This is a genomic window from Pseudideonella sakaiensis, from assembly GCF_048320135.1.
In the GTDB taxonomy this organism is placed as follows: domain Bacteria; phylum Pseudomonadota; class Gammaproteobacteria; order Burkholderiales; family Burkholderiaceae_C; genus Ideonella_A; species Ideonella_A sakaiensis_A.
Map to the genome: position 1 here is coordinate 2,916,163 of NZ_CP182947.1, position 24,319 is coordinate 2,940,481.

A 24,319-nucleotide genomic window follows, 5' to 3' on the forward strand; every position below is an offset into this window, starting at 1 on the left:
CCGGCGCCGCCGTGTCAGCTGCCGGCGGGGCGGTTCCGATCCGCCGCGTCGCGTGGCGACACCACCGCCAGCACGCGGTCGACATATTGCGCCGTTTCGCCGACCGGCGCGGTCTGCGCGAGCGCGCGTGCAGCGGCCTGCCGGCCGGCGCCGCGCAGCATCATCCACGCCGCCAGATACTGCGCCGCCATGCCGCCGCCGGCGGTCGCGACCGGCCCGCGGCAGTGGAACGGCGCCTCGATCACCCGCACGCCGGCCTCGACGACCCACGGTTTGGTTGCGCTGTCGGTGCAGGCCGGCGTATCGCCGAGCAGGCCGAGCCGGGCCAGCAGCAGCGTGCCGGAGCCCTGGCCGCCGATCAGCTGGCGCAGCGGATCGAGCTGCAGCCGGTCGAGCAGCGCGCTGTTTTCGGCGATCGCACGCGCATACAGGCCGCCGCCGAAGATCACCGCATCGGCCTCGTTGGCAAATTCGAGTGCGCGTTGCGCCTGCACCGTGACGCCGTTCATCGACGTCACATGGCTGCTCGGGCTGGCCAGCTCGGCCTTCCAGCCGAGGTCGGCGAGCCGGTTCAGCAGGCCGAGCGGCAGAAAGCAGTCGAACTCGTTGAAGCCGTCGAAGGCCAGGATGGCCACCCGCATCGGTCGCGATGCCTGCTCGCCTGCCGGGCCGGCCATCGTCACTCCTGCAGGATCGAACGCAGCATCCACGCCGTCTGCTCGTGCACCGTCAGGCGCTGCGTCAGCAGATCGGCGGTCGGCTCGTCGCCGGCGGCTTCGGCGGCGGCGAAGATGCCGCGGGCGGTGCGGGCGACGCCTTCATGGCCGTCGACCAGGATGCGCACCATCTCCATCGCCTTCGGCGGCGTATCCGGCGCATCCGGCAGCGAGCTCAGGCTGCCGAACTGCGCATACGAGCCCGGCGCGGCGACGCCGAGCGAGCGGATCCGCTCGGCGATCGGATCGACCGCATTCCACAGCTCGGTGTACTGCTCCATGAACATCGCATGCAGGCTGTTGAACATCGGCCCGGTGACATTCCAGTGGAAATTGTGCGTCGTCAGGTACAGCGTATAGGTATCGGCGAGCAGCTTGGCCAGGCCGCCGGCAACCGCCAGCCGGTCCTCCTCATCGATGCCGATGTTGATTCGCGGGCCGTTGGCGGCACTGCCACCCTGGGACTTGTTCTTTTTTGCCATGCAGACTCCATCAGGTTTGAAATCGGCCGGGCCGGCAAGCCGCGTCCGGCTCAGGACAGGCGTTCCACGCCGTCGAGCTCGCAGGCGTAGATCGCATTGCGCAACGCGGCGATCGCCTCGTAGCGGGTGAAGGTACGGCGCCAGGCCAGCACGACGCGGCGCGTCGGCACCGAGTCGCTGAACGGGATGTAGCGCACATGCGGCTGCGCATCCTTCGAGACGCCGAGCACCGGCACCACGGTGACCCCCATGCCGGCGGCGACCATGTATTTGATCGTCTCCAGCGACGAACCCTCGAAGCTCTTGCGAATGCCTTCGGCATTGCTCGAGAAGCGCGCATATTCGGGGCAGACCTCGAGCACATGGTCGCGGAAGCAGTGGCCGGTGCCGAGCAGCAGCAGCGTCTCGTGTTTCAGTTCCTCGGCGCTGATCGACTTGCGGCTGGCCAGCGGATGCGAGGTCGGCACCGCCACCAGAAACGGTTCGTCGTACAGCGGCGCGACCGCCAGCCCGGTATCCGGGAACGGCTCGGCAAGGATCGCGCAGTCGAGTTCGCCGGTGCGCAGCATGTCGAGCAGCCGCGCAGTGAAATTTTCCTGCAGCACCAGCGGCATCTGCGGCACCGTCGCGATCGCCTCGCGCACCAGCTCCGGCAGCAGATAGGGCCCGATCGTGTAGATCACGCCGACGCGCAGCGGGCCGGCGACCGGGTCCTTGCCGCGTTTGGCGATTTCCTTGATCGCCGCCGCCTGCTCGATCACCTGCTGCGCCTGGCGCACGATCTCCTCACCGAGCGGCGTCACGCTGACCTCGCTGGCGCCGCGTTCGAACAGCTTGACGTCGAGCTCCTCCTCGAGCTTCTTGATCGCGACGCTCAGCGTCGGTTGCGATACGAAGCAGGCCTCCGCGGCACGGCCGAAATGTTTTTCCCGGGCAACGGCAACGATGTAGCGCAACTCGGTCAGGGTCATGCGGTTGAGAATAGCGCAGCCGCCGACGCGGCCGTTGATTGGCCGATCAGGACTTCTCGGGGCGCTGCATCGTCTCGAGCCGCTCGAGGCCGAGTTCGTCGACGATGGCCCTGAGCTTTGCCAGATCGATCTGCGTGCCGACGGCCTCGACCATCACCCCGTTGGCGAGCAGCACCGTCAGTTCGCCGCGGCTGCCGTCCTTCCAGGCTTCTTCCTTGAACGTTCGCTTGCCCCGTTGGTAGGTCTTCTCGATCTTCTCGCCGGTTTCGCGATCCGACGTCACCTTGGCCCACCCGGCCAGCGATGCGATGCCGGCGAAGCCGCCGAGATCGGTGATCGCCAGGTCGAGGCTGCGATCGCCCTGCGCATAACGGGCGCGCGCCGACGAACCTGCGACACCGACCGCCTGTCCGCTTTGCGATTCGATCTCCTCGCGCTGCAGTCCGCCAATGCTCTGCGGCAGCAGCGCCTTCAGCTCGGCCGAAGGGATCGGCGCTGCCGCCCCACCCAGCGCGGCGAGCATTTCGCCGACCGCCTTGCCGGTGGCGGCGGGGTCGCCCGACTGCTGTGCCGATTCGAGCTGCTTGCCGGCCGCCTCCATCTGCCTGGCCATTTCCTCGAGTCTGTTGGTGTCGAGCTTGATCTCGGCGCCCGGTACCGACAAGGTGACATCGGACCCCGATGTGCCGGCGGGCGCCGCGCCGATGTTGCCCATGCCCGGCATCATGCGCGACGGCAAGACCAGCGCGGCCAGCGCGCCGACGGCGATGCTGAGCAGGATGCCGCACAGGATCACGACCGCGGTGTATGGAATCGCCTTGTCCTGCGGGCACTTCATCAGCACCGGCAAGCCGAGGTAGATCAGATAGATCGAATACAGCGCGGCCAGCAGGCTGAGCACCGCGAGCATCGGAAACAGGTTGAAGATGCCGCCGACCATCGCCGCGGTCGATGCATACACCACCAGCTTCAGCGCCTGCAGCGGGTTTTTCTCGCCCTTGAAGGTCGGCGCCAACGCATCGACGACCAGCGACAACACGAATACTGCGACCAGGCTCAGCGCGTAGCTGACGACCATGTTCATCAGCCCGGCAAAAAACGGCACCCGGAAACTGACACCCATGCCGCCGAAGCCGATGATCGACATGCCGATGAAACCGGCGATCGCCGGAATCGCCGCGAGGATCATCAGGTAGTCGGTATACAGCCGCGCGGTCGTCGCCGGCTCGGCCTCGATCTTCGGCCAGGTCGCTTTCGGATCGAGCAGGATGGCCTTGACGCGCTGCACCAGGTTCATGAATCGACCTCTGGTTTCTCGGCGGAGCGGCCGCCGGCCGGGCGCCGACCGCTGCGCGGGCTGCGCTCAGCCATTGTGTCCAAATCCGCCGACATGGGATAGTGCGGGCAGCTGCTCGCGCACCGCGGCGAGCCGCGCCATGTCGAGGTCGGCACTGACGACGCCTTCGCCTTCGGCCTGCACCGCGAGGATCTCGCCCCACGGGTCGACGATCATGCTGTGGCCCCAGGTGCGGCGCCGATTCTCGTGGGTGCCGCCCTGCGCCGGCGCGATCACGAAACACTGGTTCTCGACCGCACGGGCGCGCAGCAGCAGCTCCCAGTGGGCGCGGCCGGTGCTGAAGGTGAAGGCAGACGGCACCGAGATCAGGTCACACGGCGGCGCACCCGGCACGAAGCTGAGCGCGCGGTACAGCTCCGGAAAGCGCAGGTCGTAGCAGACCGACAGTCCGAGCCGCAGCGGCTGGTCGACGGCGGCTGCGCCGAGGTCGACAGCCACCGGCTCGCTGCCGGGCCGCAGCACCTTCGCCTCATCGTAGTTTTCCTGGCCGTTGCTGTAGCGGAACAGGTGGATCTTGTCGTAGCGCGCGATCCGCTCGCCGTTCGGGTCATAGACGCAGCAGCTGTTGGTGACCCGTTCGCCAGCGTCGGCGCTGCCCGGCGCGCAGCGGATCGGCAGCGTGCCGCCGATCACCCACAGGCCGAATTCGCGTGCGATATCCGCCAGCGCCTGCTGGATCGGGCCGCTGCCGTCGTCCTCGGCGATCGTCAGCTTGTCGCGGTCGCTGTGGCCCATCACGCAGAAATATTCGGGCAGCGCGACCAGCTGCGCGCCGGCAGCGGCGGCCTGGCCGATCAGCCGGCGCGCGCTGGCCAGGTTGTCGGCAACGCGCGGCGTCGAAACCATCTGGATCGCGGCAATCTTCATCGGTCTGTCCTCGGCTTCATGGATGTTTCAACGGGGCGGCGCCTCGGCGGGCGCACGTGCGGCGGGCAGGGAGGCCGGCGCCGGCGCCGACGCCGTCGCCGACGGCAGTGGCGCCGGTTCGAGATCGGGCAGCGGCGCATCGAAGCGGCGGTCGACGCGTTCGACCTTCGGATCGTCCCAGCTGCCGCTGACGTGGAATTCGCGGGTGCTCGCCTGGATCAGCGGCTTGCGCAGCACCAGTTGCGCGAGAAAGGCGCCGAGGCCGACCGCCGGATTGATCGCCGCATAGGCCAGCGATGCAGTGCCGACATTGATCTCGGGCACGACGATCACGCGGATATCCTGCGTCTCCTTCTCGATGTCGGCAACGCCTTCCATCAGCACCGCGGCCTGCGTGCCGCGCATCACCAGGTTGTTGGTCCGCGCGACGCCCTGCGTGATGCCGACGTCGCCGGCGATGCTGTCGAAGGCAAAACCGCGCTGGAAGACATCACGGAAATCGAGCGCGAGCCGGCGCGGCAATGCCTGCAGATTGAGCACGCTGAGCAGCCGCGCCGCACCCGGTTCGGCTTTCAGGAACTGGCCCGCTTCGATCGCCACCTTGAACTGGCCGCGCAGCGTCTTGTAGTCGAGCGACAGCGGTGAGCCGCGCCAGCCGATGCGCCCGGCCATCTCGCCCTTGCCGCCGCGGATCGCCCGGCCGATCTCCAGCCGCTCGAGAAAACCGCCGCTGTCGGCGAGTTCAAGCCGGAAGTCGATCTCGGAGCGACGCGGCGCATCCGGATTCGCGCTGCCGCTGCCCCAGCTGCCGCTGGCGGTCAGCCTCGCCTCGGGGGTCAATACGTTCAGTCGCGTCAGCCGCCACTCGCGCACGCGGCCCGACTCACCGCCGTCCTGCCGGTTCGTCGCCGCGATCTCGACTCGCCCGAGCCGCTTGCCGCGCAACTCGAAATCCTCGACGACGATGTCGAGCGCCGGCACGCTGGCCGGCTGCTGCTCGAGCAGATCCTCGACATGTTCTGCCTCCTGTTTTGGCAGCGACAAGCGGCTGAGCCGCGCATAAACCCGGCCGGCTGCGCTGGCACCGGCGGCGCCGCTGCGCGCAGGCCGGTATTCGACATAACCGGACAGCTGCTCGGCTTCGAGGTTGGCGCGCCAGTTGCCGTTGTCGAGGCTGAGGCCGGCGACCAGGCCGTTGAACTGGCGTTCGCTGACCAGCAACTGGCGCGCGCGCAGCGCAATCGTCTGCGGCGCATAACCGCCGGCCATGCTGCTGCTGCTGCTGCCGTCGCCCGGCTCGCCGAAGCGGGCGGCGACCGCCTGCCAGGCGTCGGCATCGACGACACCGACGCTGATCGATGCGCCAACCCCGCTGGCCGGCGTCGGTGCACGTTCATTGATGCCGAGGCCGCCGCGCAGCACTCGCGGCCCGGCGCCGCCCGGATTCGGTTCGCGCGGGTATTCGCGCTGGTATTGCGCCTGCAGCAGCGTGCCGAGTTCCAGCCGAAGCGTGTCGCGCACCGGTCCGCCGGCCGCCGGGTCGCCGGCCAGATTGACCTGGTAGCGCAGCGGCAACGGCGCCTCGGCGGCCTTGCGCAGCGGCATCGGCAGGTCCGAGGCCAGCCCGACCAGATTGCTGCTGATATTGAGCTCCGGGTAGCCGCCGACAAAACCGAGTTGCGCCCGGTAACTCGTCTGGCCGCTCAGATTGCGGGCCAGCGTCGCGACCGGACCGAGCTCGCTCGCGCGGCGCAGGCCTTCGGCGCTGGCCGTGCCGCCGCCGCTGAAACGCAGTGAGCCGTCGGGCTGGCTGCCGCCTTCGAAGCTGGCCTCGCCGCCGAGCAGTCGGGCGCTGGCGCCAACGACCTGAAAGCCGCGCTCGCTGAAATCGACGCGGCCGCGTGCATTGGCAAGTGGCAAGGTGTCGGGACGCAGCCTGACATCGTTGCCAGCCAGCGTCAGGCTGCCCTTGACGGTGGTTTTTGCGCCGTCGCCGAGCGGGATCGTCAATGCCAGGCCCAGATCGCCTTCGCCGCCGATCGTCGCCTGCGCCAGGCTGTGGTCCAGCCATTCGCCGACCGGCGTCGCATTGACGAACTTCAGCATCTCGGCGGCCGGCCCTTTCGCCCGGCCGTCGATCAGCAGCGTCGGCGCATCGGAAAAACTGGCGATCCTCGCCTGCAGCCGGTTCAGCCTGACATTGCCGATGCGCGCTTGCGCGTCGCGGATCTCCATCGACGTGCGGTCGAAGATCAGTTCGCCGCTGAGCTGGGTCATCGCCGGCCACGGCGACTGCCAGGCCGGTTCGGTCGCAGTCGCCGGTGCACTCGGGAGAAATGCGAAATTCAGGTTGTCGACCTTGCCGGCAATGCGGAATTCGCCACCGCGGCTGCCGGGGTCGCCGTACGGGAAGTCCCAGATGCTGCCCTTCATCCGGAACGTGGTCGCGCCGAGCGTGCCGCTGCGCACCGCGTTTTCGACATAAGTGCGCACCTCGGCATCGATGCCGAGCGGCAGATAACGCGCGACGCGCGCGGCAGCAGAGCCGGCAGCGAGCCGGCCGTCGACCTCGAGCCGGCCCGGAAAACGGCCGTTGCGGCCGCTGCCTTCGCCGGGCCCGGTCGACCAGTTGCCGGACAAGGAGCCGCTGGCGTCGGCATTCGCAAACCGTGCATCCTTCACCAGCACGCTGATCTTCGGCGCCGCCTTGCTGCGCCGCGCTGCTTCGATGCGCCAGCTCAGTCCGGCGCTGAGTTCGCCGAACGGCACCGTCGGCTCGGCAAAGACGCCAGGGAAGCTCATCGCACCGTCGTTGATCCGCAGCTGCGCCTCGCCGCCCTGTTCGGTCGCCTGGAAACTCAGGTTGGCATTGCTGAGGCCGGGACGGCCGATGTGGTCGGCCTCGGCGGCAGGTTTTGCCGCCAGCGCCAGCCCGTCGAGGTTGCCGCTCAGCCGGTAGGTGCTCGGCGCATCCGGCGCGCCGGTAAAACTCAGTTCCAGCTTGCTCAGCTGGCCTTGCGGGCGGGTTTCGGCGAGCAGCCGGCGAACCGGTTCGCCGATCGGCAGTGCCGCCGCGACCTGCGACATCGCATCGAGGTCGATGCGCTCGGCGCGCAACTCGCCGCCATCCGGGCTGCCGTCGGCGCCGCGTTTCCAGTCGACGCGGATATCGCCACGCGGCCATTCGAGACCGTCGCCGGTGCGAAAGCCGAGCTGTCGCACCTCGACCCGGTTGTGTTCGCCTTGCCTGCTGGCCAGCAGGCGGCCTTCGATGCGTTCGAGCTGCAGCGGCTGCAGCTTGGCGCCGAGCCGCATCTCGACGGTACGCAGCGCGAGGTCGACGGTCGCTGCGGTGGCCACACCCTCTTTCAGATCGACCCAGGCACGCAAGGCGCCATCGCCTTCGGAGATGTCGAACGGCAGATCGAGATAACGCTGCAGTTGCCGGACGTCGGCGCGTGGCAGGTCGGCATAGGCAGTGCCGGTCCAGTCCTTCAGGCCGTCCTGCTGCAGCAGCGGCTGGCGAAACCGGCCGCGCAGGCTGAAGCGTTCGCCCCACTCGGCAGGTGGCGTTGCATCGAGCTGCAATGCATGGCGGCGCAGTCCGTTGCGCAGCACCAGCAACACGTCGCCGAGCACCAGCGGCGGCGCATCGCGCAACTCGTCGGTCCAGCGCAGCGAGCCGCCGCGGATCACGAATTCCGGCTGCTTCAGCAGCCAGCGAAGTGCGGCGCCGTCCTCGCTGTCGTCCGGCGAGCGGTGCGCGATGTCGAAACCGGCAACGAAGATGCGGCCCTGCCGGTCGCGCCGCACCTCGAGCTGCGCGCCGTCGACGAACAGCTGCTGGAAGCGCAGATCGAAGGCGAGCAGCGATTTCGGCGACAGCGCGGCAACGACCCGCGGCAGCACCAGCGCCGGCCGCCGATCCGGATCGAACAACACCACCTGGCGCAGTTCGACCGACGGTACCCAGCTGCTCGAACGGACCTTGATCTCGCCGATGCTCAGTTCAATACCGAGTGCCGAACCGGCCCGCTTTTCGATCGCACCACGCCATTGGTCGATGTGGGGCAGAATTCCCCAGTGAAGGATCAACCAGACCAGCAGCAGGACGCTCCACAACGCGATCAGGCCGACCATCGCGGCGCGCAGCAACCAGACCATTGCATCGAGCGAGCGCTGCGGCACGTTGCGCGAGGGCCTGTCCGCAACCGTCGGGCTGGCGGAAGCGGCGGTTGACGGAGGCGGAAGGGACGACATGAATCACCGTATGAATGCGCGGGTCGCGAGGCCTCGGGTAGTTGCGAGGTCCGTCGGCGCTGCGGCTTCGTCCGCCGGAACAATCTAGCACAGCGCTGCATTTCCGACCTGTCCGAATGCCGACCCCATCCGCACCCGAAAAGCTGTCCGATCCCGCACTGGTGGCCGCCTCCGCCGCGCAGCTTGCCGCCGCCGACCACAGCCGCTTCGTGCAGCGCATCCGGCGCCGCTATGTCGACGAGCTGGCCTTGCTGCCGGCCGGCCTGCCACGCCGCGACACCGTCCTCGCGCTGGTCGCCGAACTGCAGCGGCGCGGCCGCGAGCTGCCGAGCGCCTTGCGCGTGACCCGCCAGCTGGTCCTCGAGCGCCTCGCGGTGCTCGATGTCGAGCAGGGCGCGGCAATGACCGACATCACGCTGTCGATGACCGAACTGGCCGAGGCGACGCTGGACCTGGCGATCGACAGCGCCCGTGGCGTGCTCGACGAACTGCACGGCTCGCCGCGCAACGAGGCCGGCGACGTGATCGACTTCTGGGTCGTCGGCATGGGCAAGCTCGGCGCGCGCGAACTGAATGTCTCGTCGGACATCGACCTGGTGTATGTCTATGAGGAAGACGGCGAGACAACGGGCCCGCAGCCGCTGTCGGCCCATGAATATTTTTCGCGGCTGGCCAAGCACCTGTACGGGCTGATCGGCGACACGACGGAGGACGGTTTTGTCTTCCGCGTCGACCTCGCGCTGCGGCCGAACGGCAATTCGGGCCCGCCGGTCGTCAGCCTGGCGATGCTCGAGGAATACCTGCAGGCGCAGGGCCGCGAGTGGGAACGTTTTGCGTGGCTGAAGAGCCGTGTCGTCGCACCACGCGCGAGCATCGAAAGCGGCCGCGCGCTGCAGCTGCGCTCGATCATCACCGCCTTCGTCTACCGCAAATACCTCGATTACGGTGTTTTCGAAGGCCTGCGCCGGCTGCACCGCAAGGTGCGCGACGAGGCGCAGCGCCGCGCTGCCGGCCGGCCGGAACGGGCCAATGACGTCAAGCTGTCGCGCGGCGGCATCCGCGAGATCGAATTCATCGTGCAGCTGTTGCTGGTCGTGCGCGGCGGCCAGTTCCCTGAGATCCGCACCCGCTCGACGCTGAAGGCACTCGACCGGCTGGCTGCCGGCGGCCTGATGAGCCGCGACGCCGCGGACCGGCTCGCCGAGGCCTATGTGCTGCTGCGCCAGATCGAACACCGCATCCAGTATCTGGACGACCAGCAGACGCACCTGCTGCCGACCGCCGATGCCGACCTGCGCTGGATTGCATTGAGCCTCGGCATGACCTGCCGTCCGGAGGCCTGCGAACTGCTCGATCGGCTGTGCCAGACGCGCGAGGTCGTCGTGACCGAATTCGATGCGCTGCTGCACGACGGCCAGGCCGGCGGCAGCGGCAATGGCGAGTGCAAACGTTGCCGCGGCCCTGCGCTGCCGGTGGACAGCGAGGAGTTCCATGAGCGGCTGCCGGCGGTGCTGCAGCCGCGCGTGCACAGCTGGAGCGAGCAGCCGAAGGTGAAGGGGTTGCGCGACGAAGCCAAGCTGCGGCTGGCCAAGCTGATCGGCCGCGCCGGCGCTGCGGTCGACCGGCAGCAATGCACGGCCGAAGCGGCGCTGCGCTTCATCGACTGGGTCGAGCCGCTGCTGCGCCGCGAGAGTTATCTGGCACTGCTGGTCGAGCGCCCCGAAGTGCAGGCCCGGCTGATGCGGCTGCTCGGCCTGGCGCGCTGGCCGATGCGTTATCTGATGCGCCATCCGGGCGTGATCGACGAACTGGCCGACGAGCGGCTGCTGCATTCGCGCTTCAAGCCGGAGGCCTTCATCGCCGACCTGCAGGAGCGCCATGCGGCCTGGAAACGTTCCGGCGAGGCCGATGAGGAGTCGCTGCTCGACACCTTGCGCCGTGCCCACCATGCCGAAGTCTTCCGCATCCTGGTGCGCGACGTCGAGGACCATGTCAGCGTCGAGGAGGTGGCCGACGACCTGACCGCGCTCGCCGACGCGACGCTGCAGTGCACGGTCGACTGGTGCTGGCAGCATCTGAAACATGCGCACCGCGCCGAACCGCGCTTCGCGATCATTGCCTACGGCAAGCTCGGCGGCAAGGAGCTCGGCTACGGCGGCGACCTCGATGTCGTCTTCCTCTACGACACCGATCCGACGCTGCAAGGCGAGGCGGCCGCCGCCGACATCGATACCTGCGCCGAGGTCTATGCGGCATTCGTGCGCAAGCTGATCGGCTGGCTGACGATGCAGACCGCTGCCGGCGAACTGTTCGACATCGATACCGCGCTGCGCCCGAACGGCAATTCGGGCCTGCTGGTGACCTCGCTGAAATCGTTTGCCGACTACCAGACCGGGCGCGGCAGCAATACCGCCTGGACCTGGGAACACCAGGCGATCACGCGTGCGCGGTTCTGCGCCGGGCTGCATGAGCTGGCGCCGCGATTCGAGGAGGTCCGCGAGGCGGTGCTGACCGCGCCGCGCGATGTCGGCGCATTGCGCAGCGAAGTGATGATGATGCGTGACAAGGTGCGCCAGGCGCACAAGGTCAAGGAAGACCTGTTCGACGTCAAGCACAGCCCCGGCGGCATGATGGACGTCGAGTTTGCGGTGCAGTTTCTGGTCCTTGCGCACAGCGCGCAGCATCCGGAACTGGTCGGCAATGTCGGCAACATCGCGCTGCTGCGCCGCGCCGAAGCGGCCGGCCTGCTGCCGGTCGGTATCGGCAGCAATGCCGCCGATGCGTATCGCGAATTGCGGCGGGCCCAGCACAGCGCACGTCTCGACGAAAAATCGACGCAGGTCGATCCGCAGTCGCTGGCCGAGCACCGCGAGGCGGTGCTGGCGCTGTGGCAGGCAGTCTTCAACTGAGCACCGGCCGGGCGAGCCGCATCATCACCAGCGACGGCGCGATGCCGTGGCTGCTGGTCGCAGCGCTGCTCGGCTTGCTGGCGCTCGGCGCTGCCGTGCTGCCCGCTGCGGCGCTGCGTTGGCTCGACTGGCAGCCCGGGCTCGCCTGGCCGCAATGGTGGCGTGCCGTCAGCGCGGTCGCGGTGCATTACAGCGCTCAGCACCTGCTGGTCAATCTGCTCGGCACGCTGGTTGTCGCCGCGCTCGGCCGGGTGGCCGCGCTGCCGCTTCGCTGCAGCATCGCCTGGCTGCTGGCCTGGCCGCTGACGCAAATCGGCCTGCTGCTCGCGCCCGAGTTGCGGCATTTCGGCGGCTTGTCCGGTGTGCTGCATGCCGGTGTCGTGATCGCCGCGGTGCATCTGGCCTGGGCTGCGCGCGGCACGCCGCGCTGGATCGGCTTCGCGCTGCTGATCGGCGTCGCGCTGAAGATCCTGATCGAGCAACCATGGGGCGCGCCGCTGCGCCATCCCGCAGGCTGGGAGATTGCGCTGGCGCCGCTGGCCCATGCGACCGGTGCGGCGGCCGGCCTCGGCAGCGCGCTGCTGGCCGAGGCCTGGGCCACGCGGCGCGGCGGAACCCATCGATGGCCGGAGAACAACAATTGAATCAGCGCAAGGACCATCTGGATACGCTCGCCGTCGGCCTGCTCGTCGGCTGCTGTTTCCTTTGGGGGCTGAACCAGGTTGCGGTCAAGCTCGCGATACCGGAAGTGCCGGCGCTGGTGCAGGCGGCGGTGCGTTCGATCGCCGCGGCGCTGCTGGTGCTGCTGTGGTCGCGTTCGCGCGGCATCCCGCTGTTCGAGCGCGACGGCAGCCTGCCCGGCGGGCTCGCTGCCGGGCTGCTGTTTGCCGCCGAATTCGCCTGCATCTTCATCGGGCTGCAATACACCAGCGCGTCGCGGATGGTTGTCTTCATCTACCTGTCGCCGTTTGTCGTCGCGCTCGGCATGCCGTTCATCGCGCACGGCGAACGGCTGTCGGCACTGCAGATCGGCGGCTTGGTCGGCGCCTTTGCCGGCGTCGCCTGGGCGTTTGCCGGTGGTTTCAGCGAACCGGTGGTCGGTCCGCAGCAGCTGCTCGGCGATGCACTCGGCGTGCTCGGCGCGCTGCTGTGGGGCGCGACGACACTGACGATCCGCGGCACGCGGCTGAACGTCGCATCGGCCGAAAAGACGCTGTTCTACCAGCTCGCGGTATCCGGTGTCGCACTGGCGGCTGCCGCTTTCGTCAGCGGCGAGCGCTGGCCGATCGACCTGTCGCCGACCGCGTGGTCGTCGTTGCTGTTCCAGGCGGTGATCGTCAGCTTTGCCAGTTATCTGATCTGGTTCTGGCTGATCCGCCACTATCCGGCGACACGTCTTGCGTCGTTTTCGCTGCTGACGCCGGTGTTCGGCCTGTTGCTCGGCGCGCTGCTGCTCGGCGAGCCGATCACGCTGCGGCTGGTGGTCGCGCTGGTCGCGGTGGCGGCCGGGATCTACATCGTCAACCGCAGGCCGAAGGTGGTTGCGTCAGGCGCGGATCCGGGCGACCAGTGAACTGGTCGAGTAGCCGTCGACGAACGACAACGCGCGGGCATCGCCGCCCCAGCTCCTGACCCAGCGTGTTTCCTCGAGCTGTTCGATGTCGTAATCGCCGCCCTTCACATACAGCTGCGGCCGGACCCGCTTCAGCAGTTCGACCGGCGTCGCTTCGTCGAACAGCACGACCAGGCTGACGCTTTCCAGCGCCGCCAGCACGCAGGCCCGGTCGGCCTCGGCATTCAGCGGCCGGTCCGGACCCTTGCCGAGGCCCCGCGCCGACACATCGCTGTTCAGCCCGATCACCAGGCTGGCACCCAGCGCGCGGGCCTGCTCGAGGTAGGTGACGTGGCCGCGGTGCAGGATGTCGAACACGCCGTTGGTGAACACCACCGGCTGCGCCAGCGCAGCGACACGAGCCGGCAGATCGTCATTGCGGCAGAGTTTGTCGAGGAAGGTCGAGGACATGGATCGATTGTGCCGCGTGTGCCTTGCCTGGAGACCCCGTCGACGCATCGAGTTCGGCACAGACGGATCCTTGGATCGCGTACGTCGGCTTTGACCCGGAGCGGCCGTTAAGGCTCGCGGCCTGCGCTGACTTTTGTGGGAGGGGCTTCAGCCCCGATTCGGGGTAATGGCACAGGCCGCCACCGAGCTTGCGCGGCGGTCGATACCAGCGGTGGCGGAATGCCTCCCGAGGACCGAGAACAAAGGCGCGGTCGGGCGGCCGCTTGCGCTTAGATGCTTGCCCTCGCGCCGGGCGCTCGGGTTCCCTGCGATGCTCGGTCTTGTGGCCCGTCGCGGAAACTCGCTGCACTCGCTTCGCTCGTTGCGCTCAGACAGTCCGCGACAAGCCAGTTGTTGATGCTCGCTGCGCTCGCGGGCCACAAGCCCTGCGCTTCTCGGCTGCGCATATGCGCGCCAGCAGCCACCCGCCCACGCCTTTGCGGCAGCACCAAGGATTTCGGCGAAGTTCAACCGCGTCACTGCGCGGCAGGCGGTTCCCGGGCGGGGCGATTTATGCGGCGGCGAGAAGCGCAGGGCCAGGGTCGGCGAGCGCAGCGAGCAACAACAAACATGCTCGCGGCGGTTGTCCGAGCGCAGTGAGCGCAGCGAACGTAGCGAGTTCCGCCGCGCGACCCTGGACCGAGCATCGCAGCGCAGTCCGAGCGCCAGCGAGGACCGCCGCATCATGAGCCACGACCGGGTGCCGCCTGCCGCGCCGCTCGGTCTTGGCGTGCGATTGCAGGGCATGCGCACGGCCAAGAGCCCGAATCGGGGCTGAAGCCCCTCCTACAAAAATTTCCACCGCCAAGCGGCCGACGGCCGCCTCGGGCCGGCATCGGTCCTTTGACCCGAGCTCGTACGTGTCGGCCCGAAGCTCCTGTCGGCGGGGCGTTTGCCGCGGGCGCCGCGAAGCCGCCTTAGACTCGCAGCCCATCGACCTCGCCGAGGCCAACCGGAGACTTCTCATGATCGTGCTGTGCGGTTTTTCGCTGTCCAACTACTACAACAAGGTCAAGCTCGTATTGCTCGAGAAGGGCATCGAGTTCAGCGAGGAGATGGTCGCGACGAAGAGCAGCGACGAGGCCGTGTTGTCTGCGTCCCCGCTCGGCAAGGTGCCTTTCATCAAGACCGAACAGGGCAACTTGTGCGAAAGCCAGGCGATCGTCGAGTACCTCGAGGCGCTGCAGCCGCAACCGGCGCTGCTGCCGGCCGATCCGTGGCAGGCGGCCAAGGTGCGTGAACTCTGCACCTTTGTCGACCTGCACCTCGAGCTGGTCGCACGCGAGCTGTATGGCGAGGCATTTTTTGGCGGCAAGGTCTCCGACGAGACGAAGGCCCGGGTGCGCAAGCAGCTCGAAAAAAATATCGCCGGCTTCAAGCGGCTGGCCAGATTTTCGCCCTATCTCGCCGGCGACAGCTTCACGCTGGCCGACTGCTCGGCATGGGTCAGCCTGCCGCTGGTCGGCATGGCCAGCAAGATCGCGCTCGGCGACGACCTGCTGCAGGCGGCCGGCATCGACTGGAAGGCCTATGCCCGGCAAATCGGCGAGCGGCCCGCGGCACAGCGCGTGGCCGCCGACCGCAAGCGGGACGAGCAGGCGAAGGCGGCCGCGAAGGCCTGATCTGCGGCAGCAGCGCCACCGCTCACACAAGGTCGAGCACGATCGCCTGGTAGTCAGCGCCGAACGCGCGCAGCCGCTGCGGCATCTGCTGCCGGGCGCGCCGGCGCTGTTCGCGCTCGTCCGCCGCTGACCAGGCGTCACAGACGCCTGCCATCGCGGTTGCGAGCTGGGCCGCCGATTCGGGATCGAACCAGTGCGCACGGTCGGGCGCCTGCTCACGGTGCACCGGGGTGTCGGACAGGATCACCGAGAGACCGAGCGATTTCGCCGCCTCGACCGCCACGCTCCAGCCGTCGAACGTCGACGGATTGATCACCGCCAGTGCATGCCGCATCAACGCCCGGCGCTGGCCGCGCGGCAGCCCGCCAGGTACGCGGAAGCGATCGGCAACACCGAGTTTGTCGGCATAGCGGATCAACCCGGCCAGGTGCTCGGGCTGGCGCGGCTCGTTGCCGTTCTCGCCATCGTCTGTGCAGACGACCAGCGCCGGCCGGCCCTGCTGTTTCAGCAACGCCAGCGCCTCCAGCACGATGCGGTGGTTCTTGTGCGCCCAGAACGGATTCGGCAGGTGGAAAAACGGCTGCCGCAGATCGAGCCGCTGGCGCAGCTCGGCTTCGTCAACATCGGCAGCCGCGTCGTCGCTGGCGGCAACAACCGGGTGTAGCACCCGGCCCTTGGCCAGCGCATCGGGGCACTGCCGGGCGAAATCATGAAGTGCATCGCGGCTGTTCAGCAGCACGATGCGGCTCTGCCCGGCGATGCGCTTGCAGGCCTCGTTGCGGGCAGCAATTTCGGCAGTGCTGAAAAATTGCGGCACGCGCCGGTGCTGGAAATCCGGTATCCAGCCGATCGTCGGCAGCGTATCGGCCCCGCCAGCCAGCTCGGCATGCGACAAGACATCGATGCGGTGCTCGCGCAGCAGGCCTTCGAGCAGCTTGTCGTGGCCGAGCAGCCGCTGCGGGAGGCTGCGCGCGAGGCGCCACCAGCTGCTGCTGGCGTCGAGCAGCGGCGTGCGCACCGTCTCGATCGGTGCAAGGCCGGCCGGCATCGGGTCCGGTGCATCCGGTGCAACAAACAGCACCGGTTCGATGCGGCGCTCGGGCAGGCTCAGGATCGCGCGCAGCAGATCGCGCAGACCGTCGCGGCCGGTTGTCCACTCGGCGCTCCAGTCATCCGGCAAAAACGCGACACGAATCAAACTCTCTCCTCGATGGTGTGACCACCCAAGGATTGTCGGGCCGGTCGCCGGCCCCGCGTCGACAGCGCCGCGGCCGTCGCCCCTGGGCGCGGCTGCTGCGGCGAGCGGCCGCTCAGCGCGGCGGCCCGAAATGGCGCGGCGGCTTCGGCGCGCGCCGGTACAGCGGTTCGACCGCCGGCAGGTTGCTCTGGATCTCGCGGATCCGGCTCGGGCCCGATGGGTGGGTCGACAGGAATTGCGGCGGGTTGCCGCGGCTGGCGGTTGCCATCTTTTCCCACAGCGTGACGCCGGCACGCGGGTCGTAGCCGGCGCGGGCGGCGAGGTCGAGGCCGACCTTGTCGGCTTCCGATTCGTCCTCGCGCGAGAAACGCAGCGTCAGCAGCTGCGCGCCGATGCCGAGTGCGGCATCGCCGAGGTTGCCGAGCCCGAACAGCGAACTGAGCAGGTTGGCGCCGAGCCGGGTCGCCGTCGTCTTGCCCAGCCGTTCGCGCGCATGTTCACGCAAGGCATGCGCCATTTCGTGGCCCATGATCTGCGCAACCTCGTCGTCGTTCAACTGCAGCTCGTTCAGGATGCCGTAGTAGAACGCGATCTTGCCGCCCGGCATGCAGAAGGCATTCAGCTCCTTGCTGCCGATCAGGTTGACCTCCCAGTTCCACTGCGCGGCGCGTGGCGTGCTGCGCAGATTCGGCGATGTCACATACGGGATCAGCCGCTCGGCGATCGCGCGCAAGCGCACCAGTTGCGGATGGCCGGCCGGCGCCAACGCGCGTTGCTGAGCGGCCTCGTGCAGCATCTGCTGGTACTGCTGGGCCGCCGCCGCCTCGACCTGTTCGGCCGGCACCAGCTGGGCGAGCTTCGACTGGCTGTCGAGCGTGACACCGTCCTGCGCCAGCGCCGGCAGCGCCGCGCCGCTCAGCAGGCCTGCAGTGAACAGCCGCCGGCTGTGCAGCGCGCAGCGGCAGCCGGCACGGTGGCGGGCCAGCGCTGCAGCGGTCTCGGCGCTCGGGCGGTAGTCGGCACTGGGATCGAATGGGGCAAAGGGCAGGTGGTTCATGGACTCCGGTCCGGTAAGCGCGTCGGCGCCACGGCGGCCAGCGATGCCGCCGTTCGGCGGTGCTGCCGCGCGCTGGTCAGTCGTCGGACGCCGCAGCGTCGCGGTCGGCCTCGAGCGGCTCGATCGCGCTGCGCAGCCAGACCAGCATCAGCAGCGCCGGCAAGGCCATCACCGTCGAGATGACGAAGAAAGTCGGCCAGCCTATCGATTCGGCCAGCACACCGGCCAACGGCCCGACCCAGACCCGGCCGACCGACGCGAACGCCGACAGGAAGGCATAGTGGGTGGCGGTGAACCGGTGGTTGCATAGACTCATTAGAAACGCGACAAAGGCCGCGGTTCCCATTCCGCCACTGAGATTTTCTGCGGCGATCACCAGCAGCAGGCCGCCGTCGACCGGTGTCGGCTGCTGCAGCTGGACAAATCCCCAGTCGAATGCCGGCAGCGTCAGCCCCGGGATCACGCCCTTGCCGCTGACCGCCAGCCACCAGAAACCGATGTTGCTCGCCATCTGCAAAATGCCGAACAACAGCAGCGCGCGCCACAGGCCGATCTTCAGCATCAGCGCGCCGCCGAGCAATGCGCCGCCGATCGTCAGCCACAGGCCGATCACCTTGTTGACGACGCCAACCTCGGCCTGCGTATAGAGCATCGACTTCAGCAGGAACGGCGTCATCAGCGAGCCGGCAAACGCGTCGCCGAGCTTGTAGAGGATGATCAATGCGAGGAAGGCGCCGGCGCCGCGCTGGCTGAAGTAGCTGCCGAGGCCGCCGAGCAGCGTCTCGAATTTCGCCGCCTTCGCGGCCCAGGCGGCAAGCGGAATCGTGATCACGAGGCCGATCACCAGCGCCAGCAGCTTGATCCATTTGCCCTGCAGGTCGGCGCTCAGGCTGCCGCCGGCAAGCAGCGGACCAAGCACCGCCTGCGCGATCGGTGGCCCGATCCGCTCGCTGAGCAGAAAACCGACCACCACCGCGGCAACCACCGCGGCAAAACCGAGCAGGTCGCGGCGGGCAACGCTGGTCGGCCTGGCTTCGACCTTCAGCCGCGGCAGCAGCGTTGCCGAGAAGATCGCCGCGACCACCATCAGCCCGGCCATGAAACGGTAGACCTCGGGCCAGGTCCAGCCGCCGCCCTGGGCCGGATCGACCCAGATGAAGGCGATGCCGCCGGAGATGATCATCGCCAGCCGATAGCCGAGCACATACAGCGACGAGCCGAGGCCGCGCTCGCGGGCCGGCAGCAGGTCGGTTCGGTAGGCGTCGACGACGATGTCCTGCGACGCCGAGACGAAGGCCACCAGTACCGCCAGCAGCGCGAAGCTGCGCGTTGCCGCGGTCGGCGAAGTGACCGACAGCGCCAGCAGCGCCCCAGCGAGGCCGAGCTGCGTCAGCACCAGCCAGCCGCGGCGCCGGCCGAGCCACGGCAGCTCGAAGCGGTCCATCAGCGGCGCCCACAAGAACTTGAACGTGTAGGGCAGGCCGACCGCACTCAAGAAGCCGATCGTCGCGAGGTCGACCCCCGACACCGTCAACCAGGCCTGCATCGCCTGCCCGGTCAGCGCCAGCGGCAGCCCCGACGCGAAGCCGAGCACCACCACCACCGCCAGCCGATGCAGCGCCGCCAGCTTCTGCGCCGCCGTCAGCGGCGGGTGTTTGACCGTGGCTTCAGTCATAACCCGCCCGAGCGACGGGCTGAACCGGCAGGCCTAGCAAGGCACTCAGTCGCAAATCCGGTCCGAAGCGATCGGTCGGCGATCAGCCCCGACGCATCAAGCGGCAACCGCGGATCCGGCTCCGCCGGCCCGCCAGTTGCGCCCCCTTGAGGGGGGGCCGCGCAGCGGCTCCGGGGGTGGGTCATCGCTCCACCGGCGACAGCCGCTCGCCAATCCAGCGCAACAGGTCGATCCACATCTGCCGCATGTCGGCATCGGTCGGTGTGCTGACCGCGCTCGGCAACTCGATCGTCACGACCGGAATGCCACGGTGCGCGCCGCCGTAGTTGCCGAGCGAGCCGGGATAGATGCCGACGCGGTCGAGGAACAGCCTGCCGAGGCGCTCCGGTGGCGTGCTCGGGCCGTCGTAGTCGAGCACGCCGAACGGCGCATGGACACTGACGATGACGTCGGGTTTCCAGCTGTCCATCGTGTGCGTGACAAAACGCGACTCGGGTTCCGACAGCGGCTCGGGGCCTGGATACCGGCGGGCGTCCTGCTTGGTGCGCTTGATCCAGTATTCGTGGGCGTTCGGATGCCAGTGCGGGGTCGGGAAATTGCGGTTCAGGTCGATGCCGCGTGCATTCATCCGCGACGGCTTCTTCTGCAGCAGGCCGTCCGGATTCAGCGCCGGGATGAAACGCCAGTCCATCTCGGCGCCGGTCTCGATCGCATGCGCAATCCAGTGGAATACCAGCGACGCCGACGAGATCTCGTCGCCGTGGATCGCGCCGATCACCAGCACCCGGGGCCGGCGCGGCGGCCGCGGCCCGCCGGTGCTGACGACGGCAACCGACTGCGCCGGCGCGGCGACATCGCGCTGGAACAGCGGAAAACCCTCGACCGACATCCAGCCCGAGGCTTTCAGCTCGGCCGCCTCGCACAGCGCCTGGCTGACGTTCGGCAGCCGGGCGATCAATTCACCGCAGGGTTTGACAGCTTGGCGCGCCGCCAGCGCCGCCAGCGCCGCGGCCGAAGCGCCAGAGGCTGGCGCCGCCGCGGCAATTGCCGCCGATGCCGCCGCCGATGCGGCGGCCGCCACCGGCGCTGGCGCCGACGCGGCGGATGCCGGCACGGCTGCCGCGACCACCGGCGCAGATGCGGCTGCGCTCGCCCCACTCGCCGCCGGCGCCACCGCGGCAAGCTCGGCTGCCGCGCTGGCGGCCGCAACAGGAATTGCCGCGCTGGCCGGCGCCGAAGCCGCCAGCGGCGTTTCGAGGGGGTCGCCTGCAGCGTGATCGCCAATCGGGCCACGCAACATCAGGACTGCCGCGCCGGCCGCTGCAGCGATCAGGCCGGCGCGGGCGAGGCGGGCGCTCAAATGCGCACCTCGCCTTGTCCGAGCACGACCCACTTCAGCGAAGTCAGCCCGTCGAGGCCGACCGGACCGCGGGCGTGCAGCTTGTCGGTGCTGATGCCGATTTCGGCGCCGAGGCCGTATTCGAAGCCGTCGGCAAAACGGGTCGACGCATTGACCATCACGCTGGCCGAATCGACCTCGCGCAGAAAGCGCATCACGCTCGGATGGTGCTCGCTGATGATCGCATCGGTGTGGTGCGAGCCGAAGCGGTTGATGTGGTCTATCGCCTCGTCGAGGTCGCCGACCAGCTTGATGCTGATGATCGGCGCGAGGTATTCCTCGGCCCAGTCGGCTTCGGTTGCATCGGCAAGCTGCGCGCCGTCGAGCTGCTGCAGGATCTCGCGGCTGGCGGCGTCGCAGCGCATCTCGACGCCCTTGGCGGCGAAGATCGCGCCGATCTGCGGCAGGAACTGCGCCGCCACCGCGCGGTGCACCAGCAGCGATTCGGCGGCGTTGCAGGGGCTGTATTTCTGCGTCTTCGCATTGTCGGTGACCTTCACCGCCAGTGCCAGGTCGGCGGCGGCGTCGACATAGACATGGCAGTTGCCGTCGAGGTGCTTGATCACCGGCACCTTGGCCTCGCGGCTGATCCGCTCGATCAGCCCCTTGCCGCCGCGCGGAATGATCACGTCGACCGATTCCGGTGCGCTGATCAGCAGGCCAACCGCGGCGCGGTCGGTGGTCTCGATCAGCTGCACCGCCTCGGGTGGCAGGCCAGCCTCGCCGAGCGAAGCCTGCACCAGCTTCCACAATGCGAGATTCGAATGGATGGCTTCCGAGCCGCCGCGCAGGATGCAGGCATTGCCGCTCTTGATCGCCAGCGACGCGGCCTCGATCGTCACGTTCGGCCGGCTTTCGTAGATCATCCCGAAGACACCGAGCGGCACCCGCATCTGGCCGACGCTGATGCCGCTGGGCCGGCGCCGCACGCCGCCGATCTCGCCGACCGGGTCCGGCATTGCGGCAATCTGCTCGCAGCCTTCGGCGACGGTGGCCAGCACCTTCGGCGTCAGCCGCAGCCGGTCGACCAGCGGCGCGGCCAGGCCGGCCGCTTCGGCCGCCTCGATGTCACGGGCGTTGGCGGCCTGCAATTCGGCCGATTCGCCGCGCAGGCGGCGGGCCAGCGCAAGCAGTGCAAGGTTTTTGGATGCCGTCGACGCACGCGCCATCTGGCGCGACGCCGCACGGGCCGCGGCGCCGAGATGGGCGATGGTGGCAGCGAGTGGATTGGCGGTCATGCCCGATTGTCGCAAACCAGCCCGCCGGCAGCAGCAAAAGGCATCCGATGCGCTGCCGTCGTCAGGCCAGCCAGGCCAGCGCCAGCAGCCACAGCGGCGCAGTGGCCGCAAACGCCACCGTCGACAGCAGGATCGCCGCGCTCGCCTCGGCCTGCAGGCAGCCATAGCGCTGCGCGAAGATCATCGCGTTCGAGCCGACCGGCAGCGACGCGGCGATCACCACCACCGACAGCGGCAGCCCGCTCAGCCCGAGCCCCCAGTGGGCAACGACCAGCACCAGCAGCGGCAGCAGGATCAGCTTGACGATGCTGACGATCACCGCCCCCTTGGCCGCGCCACCGATGCCGTAATAGGCCAGCGAGATGCCGATCAGCACCAGGCACAGCGGCACCACCGCACTGCCGAGCATCACCAGCGCCTCGTCGAGCACCGACGGCAGCGCGACGCCGGTGGCATTCCAGATCAGCCCGGCCAGCACCGGCAGCACGACCGGATGGACAACGGTGTTGTAAACCGTCGAGCGCAAGGTGCGCAGCAGGCTGCCGGAGCCGGTGGTGCGCACGTGTTCGCGCGCGAGGTCGAGTTCGACCAGCGCGGTCTGCATCGTCATCAGCGTCAACGCATGCAGGCTGATGATCGTGATGTGGATCGCCAGGCCCGCTTCGCCGAACAGCGCGGTTGCCATCGGCACGCCGACCTGCACGGTATTGCCGAAGCAGCCTTCCATCGCGCGCACGCTCGGCGCGGCGACCGGCAGTTTGCGGTTGCGGTTCTGGTGCCGCTGCCAGACATAAACCAGCAGCATCGCGCCGGCGACCGGCGCAAAAAATGCGATCAGCGTGCCCCACGGCAGCGCATTCAGGTCGAGCCGCGCGGTGGTGCGGAACAGCAGCGCCGGCACGAAGATGTAGAAGGCCGCATACGACATCGTGCGCGCCGGGTCGGCATCCTTGCTGTCAGGGCTCAGCCAGCGCGCGCGCCCGACCACATAGCCGATCGCGACAACGGCAACGATCGCGAGCAGCTTGATGAAGACGAGCAGCGACATGGGCGGCGATTATCGCCGCGCGTCACCGCGGGCCTGGGGAGAACCCTGATGTCTGGTGACCAGCAGCCGGCGGCCGAAACCAGTGGGCGCGGTTGATGCGCGCGGCGCCAGTGCGAATCGCGGCTGAAGCCGCTCCCACAAACAAGCTGACAAAGCGGCAGGGCGGATGACGCTCAGCGCGAGCCGAACATCATCTGCTTCGCGAGCAGCGACTTCAGCGGGCCGACCGCCTGCAGTGCGGTCATCCCGAGGCCGCGGGCGATGCCGACGCCGGGCAGCTTCCAGGTGAAGCTGCGGGCCAGGAAATCGGTCGCCGCGATCATCGCCCAGCGGTCCGGCGCGCGTTGCCACTCGACGCTGCGCAGCACCGCGCGCACGTCGTTGTTGCGCGCCAGCGCCCGCACCAGCTCGTGGGCGTCGCGCAGCCCCAGGTTCAGGCCCTGGCCGGCGACCGGGTGCAGCGTCTGCGCGGCATTGCCGATGCGCGCGATGCGGCCGTCGCTGAGGCTGCGTTCGGCATTCAGCCCGAGCGGAAAACATTTCAGCGGCGAGAGGCCGCTGATCGGCCCGACCTCGGCCGCAAACAGCGTATTGAGCACCAGCCGGCGCTGCTCGTCGTCGAGTTCGGCAACCGGATCGGCATCGCGTTCGACACACCAGACCAGCGCCGCCTTGCCGCCGCGCAGCGGCAGCAGCGCCGCCGGGCCGTGGCGCGTGAAGCGCTCGTAGGCAACGCCGGGCCGGGCCTGCGGCACGTCGACGGTGCCGACCCACGCGTTCTGCTGGTAGTCGTGGCTCAGCCCCTTGCGCGCCTGGTCGGCAAAGACGCCGCCTTCGGCGACCACCGCAATGTCGAAGCGCTCGACGATGCCGGCATCGACCTCGACCGAATCGGCCGACTGCTTCAGCTCGGCGACCGGCGTGCCGAAACGCGCCGACAGCCGCGCCGCTTGCGCCGCGCAGCGCGCCAGCCAGGCCTGCTGCAACGGCGCAACCAGCGCGCCATATGGCAATACGACGCCGAGCTGCTCGACGCCTTCGTCGGCGGCGCGGAAACGCACCTCGGGCTCGGCGAGCCGGCCGCCGAACAGCGGCCCGAGCGCGACGCCGAGTGTCGCCGCCTGCTCCGAGACATGGACTTCGGTGATCGGCTGCGCTGCGTCCTTGATCGACGTGATACCGCTGCCGGCCGGCGCCTTCCAGACGCCGAGCCAGTCGAGCATCTGCACGCTGCCGAGCGACAGCGCCAGCGTGCGGCCATCGGCGGAGACGTCCTTGTCGAGCGGCCGGGCGTCGAAGACGCTGATCGTCGCGGTCGGCAACTGCTCGGCGGCAAACAGCGCCAGCGCAAGCCCGACCGGGCCGGCGCCGACCACCGCCAGCTTGATTCCCTGCGTTTGCAAAGCCATCGTCTCCTCCCAGTTGCTGCTGCACGCAAGATTAGCTCAGGGCAAGGCT

At 68.7% G+C, this 24,319-nt stretch carries 18 protein-coding genes; 4 read left to right on the top strand and 14 right to left on the bottom strand.

Annotation, left to right across the window (positions count from 1 at the left end; all coding sequences use genetic code 11):
* Nucleotides 1-14: 14 nt before the first annotated feature.
* From ACNH6H_RS13215 to ACNH6H_RS13240, 6 genes are all read right to left on the bottom strand, one after another.
* On the bottom strand, nt 15-641 hold the full coding sequence (locus ACNH6H_RS13215; RefSeq protein WP_418321308.1) for a DJ-1/PfpI family protein: 627 nt from the start codon (nt 639-641) through the stop codon (nt 15-17).
* A gap of 38 nt (nt 642-679) precedes the next feature.
* Nucleotides 680-1,198, bottom strand: a complete 519-nt coding sequence (locus tag ACNH6H_RS13220) for a Dps family protein (protein ID WP_418318275.1) — start codon at nt 1,196-1,198, stop codon at nt 680-682.
* A 50-nt stretch (nt 1,199-1,248) separates the two neighbouring features.
* Nucleotides 1,249-2,169, bottom strand: a complete 921-nt coding sequence (locus ACNH6H_RS13225) for a LysR substrate-binding domain-containing protein (RefSeq protein WP_418318276.1) — start codon at nt 2,167-2,169, stop codon at nt 1,249-1,251.
* 46 nt (nt 2,170-2,215) lie between these two features.
* Nucleotides 2,216-3,466 carry a Yip1 family protein gene (locus ACNH6H_RS13230; RefSeq protein WP_418318278.1) on the bottom strand — a complete coding sequence of 417 codons (1,251 nt, stop codon included), beginning with the start codon at nt 3,464-3,466 and terminating at the stop codon, nt 2,216-2,218.
* Nucleotides 3,467-3,532: 66 nt separating this feature from the next.
* Complete coding sequence (locus tag ACNH6H_RS13235) at nt 3,533-4,393, bottom strand: carbon-nitrogen hydrolase family protein (protein ID WP_418318279.1); 861 nt, start codon at nt 4,391-4,393, stop codon at nt 3,533-3,535.
* Between the two features lie 27 nt (nt 4,394-4,420).
* Nucleotides 4,421-8,653 (bottom strand): YhdP family protein, encoded by a 4,233-nt coding sequence (locus ACNH6H_RS13240; RefSeq protein WP_418318281.1) that lies wholly within the window; start codon nt 8,651-8,653, stop codon nt 4,421-4,423.
* 116 nt (nt 8,654-8,769) lie between these two features.
* Between ACNH6H_RS13240 and glnE the strand changes: the two genes are divergently transcribed.
* Genes glnE through ACNH6H_RS13255 form a run of 3 tightly spaced genes read left to right on the top strand, consistent with a single transcriptional unit; the run spans nt 8,770 to nt 13,135 of the window.
* Nucleotides 8,770-11,562 (top strand): bifunctional [glutamate--ammonia ligase]-adenylyl-L-tyrosine phosphorylase/[glutamate--ammonia-ligase] adenylyltransferase, encoded by a 2,793-nt coding sequence (gene glnE / locus ACNH6H_RS13245; protein ID WP_418318282.1) that lies wholly within the window; start codon nt 8,770-8,772, stop codon nt 11,560-11,562.
* Entirely contained in the window at nt 11,541-12,206 is a 666-nt protein-coding gene (gene rrtA / locus ACNH6H_RS13250) for a rhombosortase (RefSeq protein ID WP_418318284.1), read from the top strand. The genes glnE and rrtA overlap by 22 nt, the downstream gene beginning before the upstream one ends.
* Nucleotides 12,203-13,135, top strand: a complete 933-nt coding sequence (locus ACNH6H_RS13255) for a DMT family transporter (RefSeq protein ID WP_418318286.1) — start codon at nt 12,203-12,205, stop codon at nt 13,133-13,135. The genes rrtA and ACNH6H_RS13255 overlap by 4 nt, the downstream gene beginning before the upstream one ends.
* Here the strand turns inward: ACNH6H_RS13255 and rfaE2 are convergent.
* Complete coding sequence (gene rfaE2, locus ACNH6H_RS13260) at nt 13,109-13,585, bottom strand: D-glycero-beta-D-manno-heptose 1-phosphate adenylyltransferase (RefSeq protein WP_418318287.1); 477 nt, start codon at nt 13,583-13,585, stop codon at nt 13,109-13,111. The genes ACNH6H_RS13255 and rfaE2 overlap by 27 nt on opposite strands.
* Nucleotides 13,586-14,589: 1,004 nt before the next feature.
* On the opposite strand from rfaE2, the gene ACNH6H_RS13265 reads away from it, so the two are divergent.
* Nucleotides 14,590-15,246 carry a glutathione S-transferase gene (locus ACNH6H_RS13265; protein WP_418318288.1) on the top strand — a complete coding sequence of 219 codons (657 nt, stop codon included), beginning with the start codon at nt 14,590-14,592 and terminating at the stop codon, nt 15,244-15,246.
* A 22-nt stretch (nt 15,247-15,268) separates the two neighbouring features.
* On the opposite strand, the gene ACNH6H_RS13270 is transcribed toward ACNH6H_RS13265, so the two are convergent.
* The 7 genes from ACNH6H_RS13270 to ACNH6H_RS13300 all read right to left on the bottom strand — a co-directional run bounded on the left by ACNH6H_RS13270 (nt 15,269) and on the right by ACNH6H_RS13300 (nt 24,270).
* On the bottom strand, nt 15,269-16,444 hold the full coding sequence (locus tag ACNH6H_RS13270) for a glycosyltransferase (RefSeq protein WP_418318290.1): 1,176 nt from the start codon (nt 16,442-16,444) through the stop codon (nt 15,269-15,271).
* Between the two features lie 112 nt (nt 16,445-16,556).
* Nucleotides 16,557-17,501, bottom strand: a complete 945-nt coding sequence (locus tag ACNH6H_RS13275; protein WP_418318291.1) for a M48 family metallopeptidase — start codon at nt 17,499-17,501, stop codon at nt 16,557-16,559.
* Nucleotides 17,502-17,577: 76 nt separating this feature from the next.
* Nucleotides 17,578-19,176, bottom strand: coding sequence for an AmpG family muropeptide MFS transporter (locus ACNH6H_RS13280; RefSeq protein WP_418318292.1), 1,599 nt, complete (start codon nt 19,174-19,176; stop codon nt 17,578-17,580).
* A 181-nt stretch (nt 19,177-19,357) separates the two neighbouring features.
* A complete protein-coding gene (locus ACNH6H_RS13285) occupies nt 19,358-20,536 on the bottom strand; it encodes a M14 family zinc carboxypeptidase (protein ID WP_418318293.1) in 1,179 nt (392 codons plus the stop codon).
* Nucleotides 20,533-21,813, bottom strand: a complete 1,281-nt coding sequence (locus ACNH6H_RS13290; protein ID WP_418318294.1) for a glutamate-5-semialdehyde dehydrogenase — start codon at nt 21,811-21,813, stop codon at nt 20,533-20,535. The genes ACNH6H_RS13285 and ACNH6H_RS13290 overlap by 4 nt, the downstream gene beginning before the upstream one ends.
* Before the next feature lie 61 nt (nt 21,814-21,874).
* Nucleotides 21,875-22,861 (bottom strand): AEC family transporter, encoded by a 987-nt coding sequence (locus ACNH6H_RS13295; protein WP_418318296.1) that lies wholly within the window; start codon nt 22,859-22,861, stop codon nt 21,875-21,877.
* Between the two features lie 173 nt (nt 22,862-23,034).
* On the bottom strand, nt 23,035-24,270 hold the full coding sequence (locus ACNH6H_RS13300; protein ID WP_418318297.1) for an FAD-dependent monooxygenase: 1,236 nt from the start codon (nt 24,268-24,270) through the stop codon (nt 23,035-23,037).
* Nucleotides 24,271-24,319: the final 49 nt, after the last annotated feature.